Genomic DNA, 15343 nt, shown 5'->3' with positions numbered 1-15343 from the left:
TTCCGAATGTGACAAAACGCCATATTGCATACCTCGCCTGCGCCACCACGTTGTGCGGCGCGCTCCTCGGCACGACCCCGGCGTCGGCCGCCCACCTCACCCACGTCGTGCATCCGGGTGAGTCGATCCAGAAGGCTGTGGACGCGGCCCAGCCCGGGGACACAGTCCTGGTGCTGGCCGGCATCTACCACGAGAGCGTGAAGGTGACCACGCCCGGGATCACGCTGCGCGGGGAGGGCCGGGGCACCGTGCTCGAACCGGCCGCCCCGACCAAGAAGCCCGCGAAGAAACCGGCGGGCTCCAGGAAACCGGCGAAGAAGCCGGCGGGCTCCAGGAAGCCCGTGAAGAAGCCCGCCCGTGCCGCCAGAGCCGAGAAGTCCTGTGCCGAACTGGGGAACGGCATCTGTGTCGTCGGCGCCAAGAACAACCCCGTCCAGGACGTCACCGTCGCCGCCCTGACCGTGAAGGGGTTCTCGCGGATCGGTGTCATCGCCGTCGGCGCGGACCACCTGACCGTCGAGGGCGTCACCGCGGAGAAGAACGGCCAGTGGGGCATCGCCGAGGAGCGTTCCGTCCGGAGCCTCTACCGGCACAACATCGCCCGCTCCAACGGCGACGCCGGCCTGTTCCTCGCCAACTCCATCACCGCGGAGAAGGGCGCTACCGACACCGGCGGCACGCTCATCCAGGGCAACCGGCTGGTGAACAACCGGATCGGCGTCACCGTGCGCCGGCTGCGCAACCTCATCGTCGCGGGCAACTCCGTCACCGGCAACTGCGCGGGCGTGTTCGTCGTCGGCGACGAGAACAAACCGAAGGCGGGCGCCCTGACCGTCAGTGACAACCGCGTCGAGAAGAACAACAAGTACTGCGAGAAGACGGCCCGGCTGGCCTTCCTCCAGGGCTCCGGCATCGTCCTGACCGGCGCCGAGGACACCCTGGTGACGCGGAACCTGGTCACCGGGAACTCCGGGAAGTCCCCGCTGTCCGGCGGCGTGGTGCTGTTCAAGAGCTTCGTGGGCGTCACCAGCGAGCGGAACCGGATCAACGGCAACACCCTGTCGGACAACTCCCCGGCCGACGTCGTCAACCAGGAAGCCGCCAAGACCGGCAACGCCTTCGAGGCCAACAGCTGCCGTACCTCGAAGCCCTCGGGGCTGTGCTGACCGTACGGCCGTAAGACATCCACGCAAGGAAGGAAGGCGGCACATGACCGCACCATCCCGCGAGCTCACAGCCCCGTCGGAACAGGGGGCGCCGTCGGCCCCGCCGCCGTCGATGCGGCTGAGGGAGCTCGTGTTCGGCGCGGCGTGTGCCGCCGCCGTCCGGGCCGCCGCCCGGCTGGGCGTCGCCGACGCCCTCGGGGACGCCCCCATGACCGTGGAGAGCCTGGCGGCCGCGGTCCGCGCCGAGCCGGGGCCGCTGCGCCGGCTGCTGCGCGCCCTGTCCTGCTACGGCCTGTTCGCCGAGCGGCCGGACGGGACGTTCGCCCACACCGACATGTCCCGGCTGCTGCGCAAGGACCACCCGCACAGCCTGCGCTACATCGCCCTGTGGTGCACCGAGCCGTGGACCTGGGACGCCTGGCCGAGGCTGGACGAGGCGGTGCGCAGCGGCCGTAACGTGGTCGAGGACCTGTACGGCAAGGAGTTCTTCGTCTACCTCAACGAGGACGCCCCGGAGTCGGCGGACGTCTTCAACCGGGCGATGACCACGTCCAGCGAGCAGTCGGCGCGCGAGGTGGCCGCGCTGCTCGACCTGTCCGGCGCCTCGTCCGTCGCGGACCTCGGGGGCGGCCAGGGGCATGTGGTGGCGAGCCTGCTGGACAAGTACCCGTCGATGCGCGGATACCTGCTGGATCTGCCCCGGGTGGTGGAGAAGGCCCTGCCGCGGCTGCGCGAGGGCGGCGATCTCGCGGACCGTGCGCGGGTGGTACCGGGCGACATCCGGGACGCCGTGCCGGTCGAGGCCGATGTCTACGTCATCAAGAACATCCTGGAGTGGGACGACGAGTCCACCGCGCGGCTGCTGCGCAACGTCGTGGAGGCGGGCGGTCCCGGTGCCCGGGTCGTCGTGATCGAGAACCTCGTCGACGACACGCCGTCGATGCGGTTCAGCACCGCGATGGACCTGCTGCTGCTGCTGAACGTCGGCGGGGCCAAGCACACCACCGACAGCATGGTCCGGCGGCTGACCGGGGCGGGTCTGACGGTGGGTGACATCCGGCCGGTGAACCCGTATCTGCACGCGTTCGAGTGCACGGTCCGCGGGTGAGCGGACCCCCGCACGCAGCACCGGTGCCGGGCCCGCGCACGACGCGGGCCCGGCACCGGTGTTCCGGCCCGGCTTCAGGCGCCGGCGTCGCGCTCCCAGAGGTAGAAGCGCTGCGCCATCGCGTCCTTCGGGGACCGCCAGGTCTCCGGGTCGTACGCGCTGACGTATGCCGAGAGGCGTTCGCTGACGTCCCTGAACTCGGGGTGCGAGGTGACCTTGGTGATGGCCGGTCCCGGCTCGCGCTCGGACTCGATGAGGTGCATGTACACATCACCGAACTGGAAGAGGCTGCGCCGGACGACGCCGACGAGGTGCGGCAGCTCTCCCCGGTCGGACTCCGCGAACACCTTGGCGATGTCGGGGGCGGAGCCCGGGGCCATACGGGCGACGATCAGGGCCTGGTGCACGGTGTTCTCCTGTCGTCCGGCTCAGTCGGCCAGGGCGGGGGCGGGCCGGTGACCGGCGGCCGCCTTCTCGATCTTGTCCCGGATGAGGGCCATCTGGATCTTGGAGTTCTTGTTGATGTTGTCGGTCATCCAGTCGTCGTCGACCGGCGCCTCCGGCTTCATCTCGAAGTCCTGGGTCCACACCATCCGGGTGCCGGCGGGTACCTCCTGGTACTGCCAGTGGATGTTCATGTGGGCGAAGGGTCCGGTCTCCACGCGGCGGGCCCTGACGCTGAGGTGGGCGCGGTCCGTCTCCCGTTCGGAGACCCAGCTCCACACCTTGCCGGTCTCGTCGGGGTGCATGGTGAGCCGGAAGGTGACCTTGTTCCCCTCCTTGGAGAGGATCTCGGCACTGGCGTACTCGGTGAACAACTGCGGCCAGTTGGCCACGTCGTTGGTCATGTCCCAGACCAGGTCGACAGGGGCGGCGATGGTGATCTCGTTCTGGGTGTGTCCGGCCATGTCAGGCTCCCGTGGTCAGTGCGCTGTTGACGAGGTCGAGGAACTGGCGGGGCGTCTTGCAGCGTTCGGCGTCGACCGGCATCGGCACGCCGTGCCGGTTCTCCAGCTCGCCGACGATGCCGAGCAGACCGAGCGAGTCGACACCGAGGGCGTCGAAACCGCTGTCGCACCGCTGCTCGAGGTCCTCCGGGGAGACGGTGACGCCGGCGGCCTTCTTCATGAGTTCGGACAGTTCGTCCACGGTGATGCTCATAGGACTCCTTCTCCTTCGCTGCTGGGCAGCTGGTGTGTTCGGCTCACTCGGCGGTGCCGTGGCGCAGCACGAGCGCCGCATTCGACCCCATGAGTCCCCGGCTGAGGACCAGCGCCGTGCGCACGTCGGCGGGACGGGCCCGGCCGGTGACGAGGTCGAGGTCGTGGCAGATGTCGAAGACGCCGGGGGTCGGTGGGATCAGGCCGTGTTCCATGGCGAGCACGGCGGCCGCCGTATCGAGCACGGGGGCCGCGCAGTAGCCCCGGCCGATCCCGGTCTTGGGGGCGGTGACGGGCACCCGCAGGCCGTGGGCGCCGAGGGCGTCGGCGATGGCCAGTGCCTCGGCGCGGTCGGCCTCCGGCACGCCGAGGGCGTCGGCGAAGACGACGTCGATCTCCTCGGGGGCGCAGCCGGCCTCGTCGAGGGCGCCGCGGATGGCCTGGGCGAGTCCGGCGCGGGACTCGGTCCAGCGGGAGGCGCCGGTGAAGGTGGCCGCGTGTCCGTCGAGGGTGGCCCGTACGGGCAGCCCGCGCCGCAGGGCGGAGCCGACCTCCTCCACGACGAGCATGGCGCCGCCCTCGGCGGGGACGAAGCCGCAGGCATGCTCGGTGAACGGGCGGTAGGCGCGGGCCGGGTCGGGCTCGCGGCTCAGCTCGTCGTAACCGAGCTGGCACACCACCGAGTACGGCGCGATCGGCGCCTCGGTGGAGCCGGCCACGATGACGTCGGTGCCGCGGCGCACAGCGCGGGCGGCGTGTGCCAGGGCGTCCAGTCCGCCGGCCTCGTCGGCGGCGACCACCGAGCAGGGCCCCTTGAAGCCGCGCCGGATGGAGATCTGGCCGGTGCTGGCGGCGTAGAACCAGGCGATGGACTGGTAGGGGCCGACGAACCGGCTGCCCTTGCCCCACAGTTGCTGGAGTTCGCGCTGGCCGAACTCGCCGCCGCCGGAGCCGGCCGCGGTGACCACGCCCACGTCGAACGGCGAGTCGTCGGTGTCGGCCCGGCCCAGCCGGGCGTCCTCCAGCGCGAGGTCGGCGGCGATCAGCGCGAAGTGGGTGAAGCGGTCGGTCTGCACGAGGAGGCGGCCCTCGACCGCGGCGGTCGGGTCGAAGCCGCGGACCTCGCCGGCCACTCTGAGCGGGAGGTCCTCGCAGCCCTCGCGCCTCACCTTGTCGAGGACGCTGATGCCCTGCTGGACGGACTTCCAGAAGGTCTCGGTGCTGGTTCCGTTGGGCGCGACGACACCGATACCGGTGACGGCCGCCCGCCGAGGGCGGGATTCGCTCATCGTGTCCTTCCTCCTCTCGGCCGGGTCAGGATCACCGCAGACTGGAAACCCCCGAAGCCGCTGCCCACCGACAGGACGCCGTTCAGCTTCCGGTCGCGGGCGACGCGCGGCACGTAGTCGAGGTCGCACTCGGGGTCGGGGGTGTCGTAGTTCGCGGTGGGCGGTACGACCTGATGGGCCAGGGCGAGCACACAGGCGACGATCTCGATCGCGCCGATCGCGCCGAGCGAGTGGCCCACCATGGACTTGATGGAGCTCATGGGCGTCTTGTAGGCGTGCTGCCCGAGGGCCCGTTTCACGGCGGCGGTCTCGTGGCGGTCGTTCTGCCGGGTGCCGGAGCCGTGCGCGTTGACGTAGTCGATGGCGGTGGGGTCGAGCCGGGCGCTGTCGAGGGCGTCCTCGATGGCCCGGGCCATCTCCAGGCCCTCGCTGGTCAGGCCGGTCATGTGGTAGGCGTTGCCGAAGGTGGCGTAGCCGCCGAGCTCGCAGTAGACGCGGGCGCCGCGGGCCTTCGCGTGTTCCAGTTCCTCCAGGACGACCACCGCGCCGCCCTCGCCCATCACGAACCCGTCGCGGTTGTTGTCGAAGGGCCGGGAGGCGTGTGCGGGGTCGTCGTTGTTGCAGGACGTGGCCTTGATGGCGTCGAAGCAGGCCATGGTGATCGGGGAGATCGGGGAGTCGGAGGCGCCGGCGACGCAGATGTCGGCGCGCCCCTCCTGCACGGTGTGGAAGGCGTATCCGACGGCGTCCAGGCCGGAGGTGCAGCCGGTGGAGACGGTCTGCACCGGACCCTGTGCGCCGAAACGTTCCGCCACCGCGGAGGCCAGCGTGCTCGGCGAGAACGCCCGGTGCAGCTGCGGCCGGGCCTGCCGGTGGTCCACGTCCCAGTGCTGGCCACCGCCGCTCACCAGGACGTAGTCGTTCTCCAGCCGGGTGGTGCCGCCGACGGCGGTGCCCAGCGACACCCCGACCCGCCACGGGTCCTCCCGGCCGAGGTCGAGCCCCGAGTCCCGGACCGCCTCGTCCCCGGCGACCAGCGCGAACTGTATGTACCGGTCCGCGCGCTCCACCTCCGCCGGGTCCAGGCCGTGTGCCGCCGGGTCGAAGTCGCACTCGGCGGCGATCCGCGACCTCAGGCCGGCCGGATCGAAGAACGTGATGCCGCGCGTGGCGGTCCGGCCGTCGGCGAGCAAGTCCCAGAACGCCGGTACGCCGATTCCGCCAGGAGCCACCACACCTATGCCGGTCACCGCCACGCGCCGGGTCATGACCGGACCTGCCCCACGGCGACGGGCTCCGTCTGCTCCGTGTCGACATGGCCCAGGCTCGGGCGCGGCGCCAGCGGGCCGAGGTGGAAGACGATCCGCGCCTCCACGTTGCCCACGTTGCGGAACCGGTGCGGCATGTTGATCGGGATCATCAGTCCCTGCTCGGGCCGCAGCGGGTGCGGCTCGCCGTCCAGGTCGACCTCCAGCTCGCCGCAGACGACGTAGACGAACTCCTCGGAGTACGGGTGGTAGTGCTCGGCGATGTGGTCACCCGGCGCCACGATCGCCACGCCCATGAAACCGCTGGTCGACCCCACCGTGGCGGGAGTGAGCATGGCGCGCAGATCGCCGCCGCGCCGCGTGTTGGGCTCGACCTCGCTGAGGTCCACGATCTTCGGAAGTGGTTTCATCTCGACGTTCCTCCGTGGGTGTGATGCGGCGGTGGGGGTCAGGCGTCCGGCGAGCGGCGGTCGGTGATGAGCTGCATACCGACGGCGTCGCCGTCCAGCAGGGCGGTCAGCGCGTGTGCGGGGGTGACGTCCACGTCGACGCCGGGCCGCTGGTCGATCAGCCGTACGACGACGTCGTCGCGCTGGAAGATCGTGCTGCGCAGGACCGGGCTCGCCGGGTCCTCGGCCGCCGCCTCGTCCTGCTGGGCGAGCAGTTCGGCCAGCCGCATCCCACAGCCCGGCCGGGCCGGGTAGTGCAGCGCGTGCCGCTCGCCCTCGGCCCGCTCCTCGGCGGTGACGTGGTGGACGGCGGGCAGCGCCGCCCGGGTGAAGAACACCCGTGCGGACTCCTGGTCGTTGAGATCCCGGTCCTGCTCCAGGTAAGGGTTGATGGCCTCCTCGACCGCCCGCACCTCGGGCTGCCGGGAGACATGACGCAGCGCCGCCAGCAGGTCGCCGCGCACCTCGATGGCCCGCACGACCCGGTTGCCGTGCATGAACAGGGAGGTGCGGGACAGCCGGGTGGTCTCGTCGACCTTCGCCTCCGGTGAGGCGTAGTCCGAGAGGATCTTCGCGACCCGGTCCTCGCTGCCCGGCTTGACGGTGAAGGTCAGCGCGTGCCGGATCACCCCGTCGCCGATGCGCGGCGACGCCTGGAGCCGGCGCTGTGCCGCGGAGGCCTTCGCCGTGTCACCGCCCGTCTCGCGGACGATGTGGAAGCGCAGCGACCGGGTGTCCCGGACGCAGCTGTGCAGCGGCTCCACCATGCGGACGTGCTCCTCGCTGTTCACCCAGGCGAGGAACGGCGGGGCGCTCTCCCACTCGCTGGTGATCAGCCACTGCGAGGGGTTCTCGATCGACTGGCACAGCTGGTCGCTGACGTGACCGGGCACCGAGGCGACCTGGTTGCACAGCTGCTCGTAGGCCTCCAGGAACTGCTGCTGCGCGCCGTCGTACACGTCCACCAGCAGGACGACCCGAAGACGGGAGCCGTCGAAGACGGACTGGGACACCCGTCTCGACGCCGTTCGCTTCAGCTTCTCCGACACCTGTTCCGACATGGTCGTCATGGATCGCAATCTCCTTCGCGGGGGCAGCGGCAGCGCCTGAAGCCGATGACGCGACGTCAGCGCTTTTTGATCGTGTGCCGGTCCTCGGTGCCGCGCGACTCGCGTGAACCAGGCGGGTGATTGAGCACGCGGAACCCCTCCCCAAGGGGCATGGACAACCAGAGGGCATGAAGATTGCGACGCGCCCCACCCACCGACCCCCTCCCTCTGGAGCCCTGATGCAGCAGAAAGCCGATCAGCGGGTACCCGTCCTCGTCGTGGGCGGCTCGCTCGTGGGCCTGTCCCTGTCCCTGTTCCTGGGCCGTCTCGGCGTACGGCACATGCTGGTCGAACGGCACTCCGGGACCTCGATCCACCCGCGCGGCCGGGGCAACAACGTGCGGACGATGGAGCTGTTCCGGACGGCGGGCATCGAGGCGGACATCAAGGCCGCGGCCGCGCTCCTCGCCGACAACCACGGCATCCTGCAGACCCCGACACTGGTGGGTGACGCCGGGGAGTGGCTGTTCAAGGAGATCGACCCCGGCGGCGGGCTCGCCCGGTTCAGCCCCACCGCGTGGTGCCTGTGCAGCCAGAACGACCTGGAGCCGGTGCTGCTGAAGAGCGCCCGCGCGCTGGGCGGCGACCTCAGGTACTTCCACCAGATGGAGTCGTTCACGCAGGACGCCGAAGGGGTGACGGCGGTCGTCCGGGACCGTGAGTCGGACGAGGTCTACACGGTCCGCGCGGACTACCTCGTCGCGGCCGACGGCCCGCGCAGCCCCGTCCGTGACCGGCTCGGCATCGGGCAGAGCGGCCCCGGCGACCTCTTCGCCAACGTCAGCGTCACCTTCCGCTCCAAGCTGCTCGCGGACACCGTCGGGGACCGGCGGTTCATCTGCTGCTACCTCACCGACCCGGACGCCGACGGCGCGCTGCTGCCCGTCGACAACACGGAGAACTGGGTCTTCCACGCGCCCTGGCACCCCGAACGCGGCGAGACGCTGGAGGAGTTCACCGAGGAGCGGCTCACCCGGCACATCCGCCATGCCGTCGGCGTGCCCGACCTCGACGTCGAGATCACCGGAAAGGCGTCGTGGCGTGCCGCCGAACGGGTCGCGGAACGGTACACGACCGGCCGGGTCTTCCTCGCCGGCGACTCCGCGCACGAGATGTCGCCGACCGGTGCCTTCGGCTCCAACACCGGTATCCAGGACGCCCACAACCTGGCCTGGAAACTGGCCGCGGTTCTCGACGGCTGGGCCGGGCCCGGGCTCCTGGAGACCTACGACACCGAGCGCCGCCCCGTCGCCCTGGCCACCAGCGCCCGCGCCTCGGCCCGCTCCGTGGAGCACAGCCACCCCGGCTTCGCACCCGCCCCCGGCATCGGCGGCGGCAAGCGCGGCGGCATCCTCAACATCGTCCTCGGCTACCGCTACCCCGAGGGCGCGGTCGTGGACGCGGACCCGGACCAGCCGGTCGTCCCCGACGGCATGAACCTGACCGGCCAGCCCGGCAGCCGGGCCCCCCACCTGTGGCTACGCCGCGCGGGTGAGCGGATCTCCACGCTGGACCTCTACGAGCGGTCACTGGTCCTGCTCTGCGGCACGGGATCCCCTGCGTGGCCCGCGGCGGCCGCCCGGGTGGCGGCTACCGAGGGAGTACGCCTCGACGTCCACCGGATCGGGGACGCCCCGGACGCCGACCTGACCTACGACACGCCCCCCGCGGACTGGGCCACCACCCACGGCACGACGCCCGAGGGCGCGGTCCTGGTACGCCCCGACGGCTTCGTGGCCTGGCGCACGCCCGGCGCGTCGCCGTCCCCGGAGGCCAAGCTGCGGAGGGCGGTGGAATCGGTACTGCACAGGGCGTGAGCGGTGCCCGGCGCGGGGGCCGGCCCGGGGGTGGGGTTCGCTCCCCCGCGCCAGCGGGGTGCAGCCGCTGCGCGCTTCACCGAGCGACCACCGCACCCCACCAGGGGCGCGGGGAACTGCGCGAACGGCCACAACGGCGCCGCACCCGGAAGACCGCAGCACCCCCTCGACGCAACCCCGGACCAGAAGCCGCGCGGGCGAGAAATCAGAGGCGGATCTCGACCGTCCTCGCAAGGCGATCGTGCAGGCCGCGTCCGTCGCGGTCCCAGATCAGGGCCGGGATCGCCACGCACAGGAGAGCGGTGCGGAGCAGGGCGCGCAGGGGGTTGGGGCGGCCCGTGTCGAGGGCTACCACGCGGAGGCCGAAGAGGCGCTTGCCCGGGGTGAAGCCGATGGTGCCGACCGTGAGGGTGCTCAGGACGAAGAGGATGAGCAGGGCCCAGTTGCCGGTCGCCTGGTCGTAGCCGTGGGTGAGCAGGCCGTATGCGATCAACAGGCACAGGGCCCAGTCGACGGCGAGGGCGCCGAGGCGGCGGCCCGGGCGGGCGATCGAGCCGGGGCCGTCCTCGGGCAGGCCGAGCTGCTCACCGCGGTAGCCGAAGTCGACACCTGCCCGCTCCGCGGCTTCCCGGGGCCCGGAGAGCCATGAACCGATTGCATCCCTGTTGTCCACCCGTCCACGGTACTGCCCCCGTTCTGCCATGCGGACAGGAGGGGCCAGGCGGCCCAAGACCGGTTAACTTGGGCGAAACAAATGGGTCACGCCTGAGAAATCCCCCGTCCCTAAGGTCGGGTCCAGCGTGTGCCACCGCACTGGCCGCACGAACGAACTACCACCCCGGCACGGACGGTCGGGAGTAGGAGGAGCTGGATGTTCCAGAACGCCGACGAGGCCAAGAAGTTCATCGCGGACGAGGACGTCAAGTTCGTCGACGTCCGATTCTGCGATCTGCCGGGTGTGATGCAGCACTTCACGCTGCCGGCGACGGCCTTCGACCCGGACGAGGAACTCGCCTTCGACGGCTCCTCGATCCGCGGCTTCCAGGCCATCCACGAGTCCGACATGGCGCTCCGCGCCGACCTGTCGACCGCGCGCGTGGACCCCTTCCGCCGCGACAAGACGGTCAACATCAACTTCTTCATCCACGACCCGATCACGGGCGAGCAGTACTCCCGTGACCCGCGCAACGTGGCGAAGAAGGCCGAGGCGTACCTCGCCTCCACCGGCATCGCCGACACCGCGTACTTCGGTCCCGAGGCCGAGTTCTACGTCTTCGACAGCGTGCGCTTCGAGACCAAGTCGAACGAGGCCTTCTACCACATCGACTCCGAGGCGGGCGCCTGGAACACCGGTGCGGTCGAGGACAACCGCGGTTACAAGGTCCGCTACAAGGGCGGTTACTTCCCGACCCCGCCGGTCGACCACTTCGCCGACCTGCGTGCGGAGATCTCCCTGGAGCTGGCCGCGTCCGGCCTCCAGGTCGAGCGCCAGCACCACGAGGTGGGCACCGCCGGCCAGGCCGAGATCAACTACAAGTTCAACACGCTGCTCGCCGCGGCCGACGACCTCCAGCTCTTCAAGTACATCGTGAAGAACGTGGCCTGGCGCAACGGCAAGACCGCGACCTTCATGCCGAAGCCGATCTTCGGCGACAACGGCTCGGGCATGCACATCCACTCGTCGCTGTGGGCGGGCGGCTCCCCGCTCTTCTACGACGAGGCCGGTTACGCGGGTCTGTCGGACACCGCCCGCTACTACATCGGCGGCATCCTCAAGCACGCCCCGTCGCTGCTCGCGTTCACCAACCCGACGGTGAACTCGTACCACCGCCTGGTCCCCGGCTTCGAGGCCCCGGTCAACCTGGTCTACTCGCAGCGCAACCGCTCCGCCGCGATGCGTATCCCGATCACGGGCTCCAACCCGAAGGCCAAGCGCGTCGAGTTCCGCGCGCCCGACTCCTCCGGCAACCCGTACCTCGCCTTCTCCGCCCTGCTCCTCGCGGGCCTGGACGGCATCAAGAACAAGATCGAGCCGGCCGAGCCGATCGACAAGGACCTCTACGAGCTGGCCCCCGAGGAGCACGCGGGTGTCGCCCAGGTCCCGACCTCCCTCCCGGCCGTCCTCGACCGCCTTGAGGCCGACCACGAGTTCCTGCTCGCGGGCGACGTCTTCACGTCCGACCTGATCGAGACGTGGATCGACTTCAAGCGCACGAACGAGATCGCCCCGCTGCAGCTGCGTCCGCACCCGCACGAGTTCGAGCTGTACTTCGACGTGTGATCGACGCCGTCGAGAGCTTCTGGGGCCGCCATCCGAGAGGGTGGCGGCCCCGGCCGCGTTGTGGCGTCACTCGGCGGAGGGCTCGGGGACGCGCCAGACGATCCGGAAGCGCTCGGCATCGGGCAGTCCCGGCCGGCCCACCGGACCGAAGTGTTTGACGAGGTATCCGAAAACCATGTGATGGGCCTCCTCCGAGACCTCCTCCCAGGTGTCCGGAGTCACGATCATCACCTCGCGCATGAGGCTCATATCCGACTCGGCCTCCAGCATCTCGGCCCGGTCGTCCCTGCTCATCTCCTCGTCGGCGCGCATCGCGCGGATCGAGTCCGCGAGGAGATTGGGTTCACGGCGAAGACGCCGGAGGATCTCCCGGCAGCCGTACTGGAACCCCGCATACATCTCCATGGCCTCGCGGTCGGGATGGTGATAGCCGTACGGCGAGCCCTCCTCCGCCCCTACGTAGTCCCCCTTCAGCGTGTGCAACAGGATTCGCATCGCGTGTTCGGCGCCCTGCTCCTCGATGAACCTCACCATCACGCGAACCCACTGGTCCTCCGAGACCAGCGGCTTGTGCGGTACGGCGAGCGAGGGATGGATCTCGATGGCACTGAAGGGGTTGACCAGCGTGCCCATGACCAATTCCGGGGTCCAGTTGCCGTCCTCACCTCCCCAACCGGCGTGGGCGATCTCCTGGAACGACTTCAGCGCGCCTGCTTCCCCTTCGTGGATCGCGCGCCACAGCGGCAGAAACCTCGCCGTCTCGGATTCGGCGTCCCGGGGTGGGCTGCACAGCTCCGCCAGGACCACGACGACGTCGTGGACGGTCTCCCAGCGCGGCACCCGTATCCCGTTGACCGCGGCCCGCACGCTCTCATGGCTGGCGCCCGACAACAGGTCGTCACGCCCACGGATGAGCATGCTCAGCTTCCGCCAACTCGGCCCGCCCGCCGCGCGACGCAGTTCCCGCAGCGCTTCGGCCAACTCCTGGTGCGGGCCGGTCAGTTGGGCCTCGGGCTCCAAGACAGCCACCTGAAATTCCTCCCCCTCACGGTGTCACGTTCCGCCAACACCGTAGAAGCCGCAGGCCAGAGCCGAGTCACCTTTCGTCAAGTTCCCGGTCCTGCCCGTCAAACCGTGACTCGCGGAGGTGCGACGAGGTGAGCATGGAGGAGGCGCCGATGGAGCGCCGTCGCCCGAGGAGCTGCCCCGTATGCACATCCCTTCGTACGCCCATGCCACAATCCGCGCCGCCCTGCCGACCATGCCCACCTCGCGCCACGGGGGCGTCCTGGACTGCTGCTTGTGCGACGAGTCGTTCGGCGAGGAACGGGCACCGATACCCCTCGGCCCGACACCGACCTCCGGGCTGTTCGGCTGCCATCCCTGTCTGACCCGGCTGGTGACGCAGGCACGCCGGTCACGTGACACCCGGCTGGTCCGGAACGCCGAGCAGGCCAAGACGGAGTCAGCCCTCTGGGAGGCGGAGCGCGAGCGGTATCTGGCCGACGTCACCTGTGTGCGCGAGGCGGCCGAAGCCGTCGCCAAGCTCGCCGACGAGAGAACCGTGGACGCCAAAAACATTGCCTGGCTCCTGGTGTCACTGGAGTCGGCGTACGCGTGGGTCCCCGAGGACGCGCCCGAGCCGCCGGAGTCCCTTGGCTCCGACGACAACGCGTTGAAGGACGAGGAGTTCCGGCTCAGGCTGGAGATGATCTCCGCACGCGAGGCCGTCGCGAACCGGCTCGCGTATCACCTCATCAACCAAGCCACCCCTGCGGAGCCCGAGCTCTGCGCGGAGCTGGAATGCCCCGAGGACTGTTCCGGACGGCACGACACCGAACACATCGACTGCGGCCCCGACGGGATCTTCGAGGATCTGACGGAACACGGGGTGACGATCGACCGCCCGGATGATGCGGCCCACCCCTCCCCCGCAGTTCCGGAGCAGTCCGACCTCGCCGTCGACAGCGAAGACCTGGTCGCCGTACTGACCCACTGCGGCATCGACGCGGACGACACGGAACTCCTCGTCAGTGCGGCGGCAGTCGGGCTTGTGGCTGCTGCCTGGCGGGACGGGCCGCTGAACGAGATTCGTGAGGCGGCCGGAGGGCCCAGCGACGGGGAGGTCTTCGCGCAGAGTGTCGATCTGTATCGCCGGGCCAGGGCCGCCCTGCTCGCCGCCCGGGACGACGGACCCGAGGCACTGCTCGCCTTCCAGGCCGTCGCCTCGGACCTGGATCTTCCGTGGGCCGGCGGTTCGAAGTTCGCCCTGCGTGGCTGTGGCGAGCCCACGGAGGAGTTCGTACAGAACGTCGACAACCGGGTCTGGTACACGTCGAAGATCATGCGCGAACTGGGTTGGCGGACCGGGGTGTTGCACCGAGCCGCGTCGGCCGGACTGATCGATCCCGCCCAATTCGGCATGCCTGGATGGCCCGCGGCCATCGCGTCGGCCATGGAGGAACTCTCCGCCCTGGACCACTCCGACGCGCCGGAGGCACTGGCCGATCCGGCGTCGGTGCAGGCCGTGTTGCTCGAAGCACCCGACCGGCTGGGCGTGGACGCCCTCGACTGGCTGTGCGGCCGTGCGCTGCTCGACCAGTAGTACCGACAGGGAAGGCGGAAGCACACAATGCGGTGGGACGACATCACCCTGGCCATCCTCGCCGGGTTCGGCTGCGTGACACTCCTGTTGGCCCAGGTCAACGACCTCCTGTCCAAACTGCCGGAGGTCATCAGGGCATGGCGTCGAGTACGGCGGGAACTGACCGACGGCGACGGCACGGCGGGGGAACCTTCGGGCGGGGCGGACGACGCCGGGTAGTCAACAACTGGCTTCCCAGGCAGCCCGCGGTCGAGGGATCATCTTCACTGACACGGTTGTTCAGGAGGGGGACACGGGGATGGGGCAGCAACACGACGACGAAGAGCGCGAGTTCGACATCAAGTGGGCCGACGGTGCCGAGCACAAGGAGCCGTCCGCGCGGGCCCGGATGTTGGCTGCTCGGTGGAAGGAGAATCCGCCGGGACCGGTGCCGTTCCGGGCGGAGCCGGAGGGGGTGGGGCCTCGGCGGTCGTCCTGGGTGTCGACGGTGATCGTGTTGGGGAGTGTCGCCGCGGTCGTCGTGCTGCTGGGGTGGGTCAACTTCCGGGCGCCGTACTAGGGCCTGTTGCGAAAGTCGATCTTGCCCTGCCCTGCTCTGCTCCGGCTACAGTCGCCTCGAGCGCTTCGGCTCGTTGTCAGTGGCTCGGTCTAGGGTGCCGATCATGACTCCTCATGCTGAAAAGGGCCTGTTCTCGGGGCTCGGCCGTCTCGTTGTCCTTGTTGACGACCCCGATGCGGCCCTGGCCTTCTACCGCGGCGTTCTCGGTTTCTGTGTCCTGCACGACCAGACGGCAGATGGTTATCGCTATTTGCATATCGGAGTGCCCGGCCAGGAGGTGGTCGGCCTCTGGCTCATGACCGCCACCAGCGACCGGGAACGCGAGATGATCGGCCGGCAGTGCGGCGGTCAGCCTCTGCTCGTCCTGTACACCGCCGACCTGGATGCGGTCCGCGCACACCTGCGCGGGCACGGGGTGCGAGTATGGAACGAGCGGGAAGACGCCGACAGCCGGTCACTGCACCTGGCCGACCTGTACGGGAACGTGATCATCGTGGCGCAGGTGCGCGGGCCGGCAGTGTGATGCTGCCGG

Annotated in this window: 17 protein-coding genes; 8 read left to right on the top strand and 9 right to left on the bottom strand. The window is 70.0% G+C overall.

What is annotated here, in order from left to right; all coding sequences use genetic code 11:
* Positions 1-8 precede the first annotated feature (8 nt).
* Positions 9-1166: a nitrous oxide reductase family maturation protein NosD gene (locus tag OH768_RS37765; RefSeq protein ID WP_406460563.1), complete on the top strand. Its 1158-nt coding sequence runs from the start codon at positions 9-11 to the stop codon at positions 1164-1166.
* A 43-nt stretch (positions 1167-1209) separates the two neighbouring features.
* Positions 1210-2274, top strand: coding sequence for a methyltransferase (locus OH768_RS37760; protein WP_406460561.1), 1065 nt, complete (start codon positions 1210-1212; stop codon positions 2272-2274).
* 74 nt (positions 2275-2348) lie between these two features.
* On the opposite strand, the gene OH768_RS37755 is transcribed toward OH768_RS37760, so the two are convergent.
* From OH768_RS37755 to OH768_RS37725, 7 genes are read right to left on the bottom strand one after another with little or no spacing between them, the layout of a single operon-like run.
* Positions 2349-2681 (bottom strand): TcmI family type II polyketide cyclase, encoded by a 333-nt coding sequence (locus OH768_RS37755; protein WP_406460560.1) that lies wholly within the window; start codon positions 2679-2681, stop codon positions 2349-2351.
* Positions 2682-2702: 21 nt separating this feature from the next.
* The gene (locus tag OH768_RS37750; protein WP_406460558.1) at positions 2703-3182 is read right to left on the bottom strand and encodes an SRPBCC family protein; all 480 of its coding nucleotides are present in this window, start codon (positions 3180-3182) and stop codon (positions 2703-2705) included.
* A 1-nt stretch (position 3183) separates the two neighbouring features.
* Complete coding sequence (locus OH768_RS37745) at positions 3184-3435, bottom strand: acyl carrier protein (protein ID WP_406460557.1); 252 nt, start codon at positions 3433-3435, stop codon at positions 3184-3186.
* A gap of 43 nt (positions 3436-3478) precedes the next feature.
* Positions 3479-4723, bottom strand: a complete 1245-nt coding sequence (locus OH768_RS37740) for a ketosynthase chain-length factor (protein WP_406460556.1) — start codon at positions 4721-4723, stop codon at positions 3479-3481.
* Positions 4720-5991, bottom strand: a complete 1272-nt coding sequence (locus OH768_RS37735; protein WP_406460555.1) for a beta-ketoacyl-[acyl-carrier-protein] synthase family protein — start codon at positions 5989-5991, stop codon at positions 4720-4722. The genes OH768_RS37740 and OH768_RS37735 overlap by 4 nt, the downstream gene beginning before the upstream one ends.
* Positions 5988-6401: a cupin domain-containing protein gene (locus tag OH768_RS37730; RefSeq protein ID WP_406460553.1), complete on the bottom strand. Its 414-nt coding sequence runs from the start codon at positions 6399-6401 to the stop codon at positions 5988-5990. The genes OH768_RS37735 and OH768_RS37730 overlap by 4 nt, the downstream gene beginning before the upstream one ends.
* Positions 6402-6439: 38 nt before the next feature.
* Complete coding sequence (locus OH768_RS37725) at positions 6440-7510, bottom strand: SchA/CurD-like domain-containing protein (protein WP_406460552.1); 1071 nt, start codon at positions 7508-7510, stop codon at positions 6440-6442.
* 218 nt (positions 7511-7728) lie between these two features.
* Between OH768_RS37725 and OH768_RS37720 the strand changes: the two genes are divergently transcribed.
* Positions 7729-9366, top strand: a complete 1638-nt coding sequence (locus tag OH768_RS37720) for an FAD-dependent oxidoreductase (protein ID WP_406460550.1) — start codon at positions 7729-7731, stop codon at positions 9364-9366.
* A 205-nt stretch (positions 9367-9571) separates the two neighbouring features.
* Here the strand turns inward: OH768_RS37720 and OH768_RS37715 are convergent, their stop codons facing one another.
* Positions 9572-10039 (bottom strand): RDD family protein, encoded by a 468-nt coding sequence (locus tag OH768_RS37715; protein ID WP_406460548.1) that lies wholly within the window; start codon positions 10037-10039, stop codon positions 9572-9574.
* A 198-nt stretch (positions 10040-10237) separates the two neighbouring features.
* Between OH768_RS37715 and glnA the strand changes: the two genes are divergently transcribed.
* A complete protein-coding gene (gene glnA, locus OH768_RS37710) occupies positions 10238-11647 on the top strand; it encodes a type I glutamate--ammonia ligase (RefSeq protein ID WP_406460546.1) in 1410 nt (469 codons plus the stop codon).
* Positions 11648-11713: 66 nt separating this feature from the next.
* Here the strand turns inward: glnA and OH768_RS37705 are convergent, their stop codons facing one another.
* Positions 11714-12676 (bottom strand): hypothetical protein, encoded by a 963-nt coding sequence (locus OH768_RS37705; protein ID WP_406460544.1) that lies wholly within the window; start codon positions 12674-12676, stop codon positions 11714-11716.
* Between the two features lie 181 nt (positions 12677-12857).
* Here OH768_RS37705 and OH768_RS37700 point away from each other — a divergent pair, with 181 nt between their 5' ends.
* The 4 genes from OH768_RS37700 (at position 12858) to OH768_RS37685 (ending at position 15334) form a co-directional block, all read left to right on the top strand.
* Positions 12858-14252 carry a hypothetical protein gene (locus tag OH768_RS37700; RefSeq protein ID WP_406460543.1) on the top strand — a complete coding sequence of 465 codons (1395 nt, stop codon included), beginning with the start codon at positions 12858-12860 and terminating at the stop codon, positions 14250-14252.
* A 27-nt stretch (positions 14253-14279) separates the two neighbouring features.
* Positions 14280-14471 carry a hypothetical protein gene (locus OH768_RS37695; RefSeq protein WP_406460542.1) on the top strand — a complete coding sequence of 64 codons (192 nt, stop codon included), beginning with the start codon at positions 14280-14282 and terminating at the stop codon, positions 14469-14471.
* A gap of 79 nt (positions 14472-14550) precedes the next feature.
* The gene (locus OH768_RS37690; RefSeq protein ID WP_406460541.1) at positions 14551-14811 is read left to right on the top strand and encodes a hypothetical protein; all 261 of its coding nucleotides are present in this window, start codon (positions 14551-14553) and stop codon (positions 14809-14811) included.
* Between the two features lie 103 nt (positions 14812-14914).
* Positions 14915-15334 (top strand): VOC family protein, encoded by a 420-nt coding sequence (locus OH768_RS37685; RefSeq protein ID WP_406460540.1) that lies wholly within the window; start codon positions 14915-14917, stop codon positions 15332-15334.
* Positions 15335-15343 lie beyond the last annotated feature (9 nt).

Source organism: Streptomyces sp. NBC_01622 (genome assembly GCF_045209635.1).
Lineage (GTDB): Bacteria > Actinomycetota > Actinomycetes > Streptomycetales > Streptomycetaceae > Streptomyces.
This window is presented reverse-complemented; position numbering and strand designations above follow the sequence as displayed.

Excerpts from the sequence above, each read along its gene's own strand:
- OH768_RS37760 (WP_406460561.1), top strand. The coding sequence starts at position 1,210 with ATGACCGCACCATCCCGCGAGCTCACAGCCCCGTCGGAACAGGGGGCG.
- OH768_RS37750 (WP_406460558.1), bottom strand. The coding sequence starts at position 3,182 with ATGGCCGGACACACCCAGAACGAGATCACCATCGCCGCCCCTGTCGAC.
- OH768_RS37745 (WP_406460557.1), bottom strand. The coding sequence starts at position 3,435 with ATGAGCATCACCGTGGACGAACTGTCCGAACTCATGAAGAAGGCCGCC.
- OH768_RS37740 (WP_406460556.1), bottom strand. The coding sequence starts at position 4,723 with ATGAGCGAATCCCGCCCTCGGCGGGCGGCCGTCACCGGTATCGGTGTC.
- OH768_RS37735 (WP_406460555.1), bottom strand. The coding sequence starts at position 5,991 with ATGACCCGGCGCGTGGCGGTGACCGGCATAGGTGTGGTGGCTCCTGGC.
- OH768_RS37730 (WP_406460553.1), bottom strand. The coding sequence starts at position 6,401 with ATGAAACCACTTCCGAAGATCGTGGACCTCAGCGAGGTCGAGCCCAAC.
- OH768_RS37725 (WP_406460552.1), bottom strand. The coding sequence starts at position 7,510 with ATGACGACCATGTCGGAACAGGTGTCGGAGAAGCTGAAGCGAACGGCG.
- OH768_RS37720 (WP_406460550.1), top strand. The coding sequence starts at position 7,729 with ATGCAGCAGAAAGCCGATCAGCGGGTACCCGTCCTCGTCGTGGGCGGC.
- glnA (WP_406460546.1), top strand. The coding sequence starts at position 10,238 with ATGTTCCAGAACGCCGACGAGGCCAAGAAGTTCATCGCGGACGAGGAC.
- OH768_RS37700 (WP_406460543.1), top strand. The coding sequence starts at position 12,858 with ATGCACATCCCTTCGTACGCCCATGCCACAATCCGCGCCGCCCTGCCG.
- OH768_RS37695 (WP_406460542.1), top strand. The coding sequence starts at position 14,280 with ATGCGGTGGGACGACATCACCCTGGCCATCCTCGCCGGGTTCGGCTGC.
- OH768_RS37690 (WP_406460541.1), top strand. The coding sequence starts at position 14,551 with ATGGGGCAGCAACACGACGACGAAGAGCGCGAGTTCGACATCAAGTGG.
- OH768_RS37685 (WP_406460540.1), top strand. The coding sequence starts at position 14,915 with ATGACTCCTCATGCTGAAAAGGGCCTGTTCTCGGGGCTCGGCCGTCTC.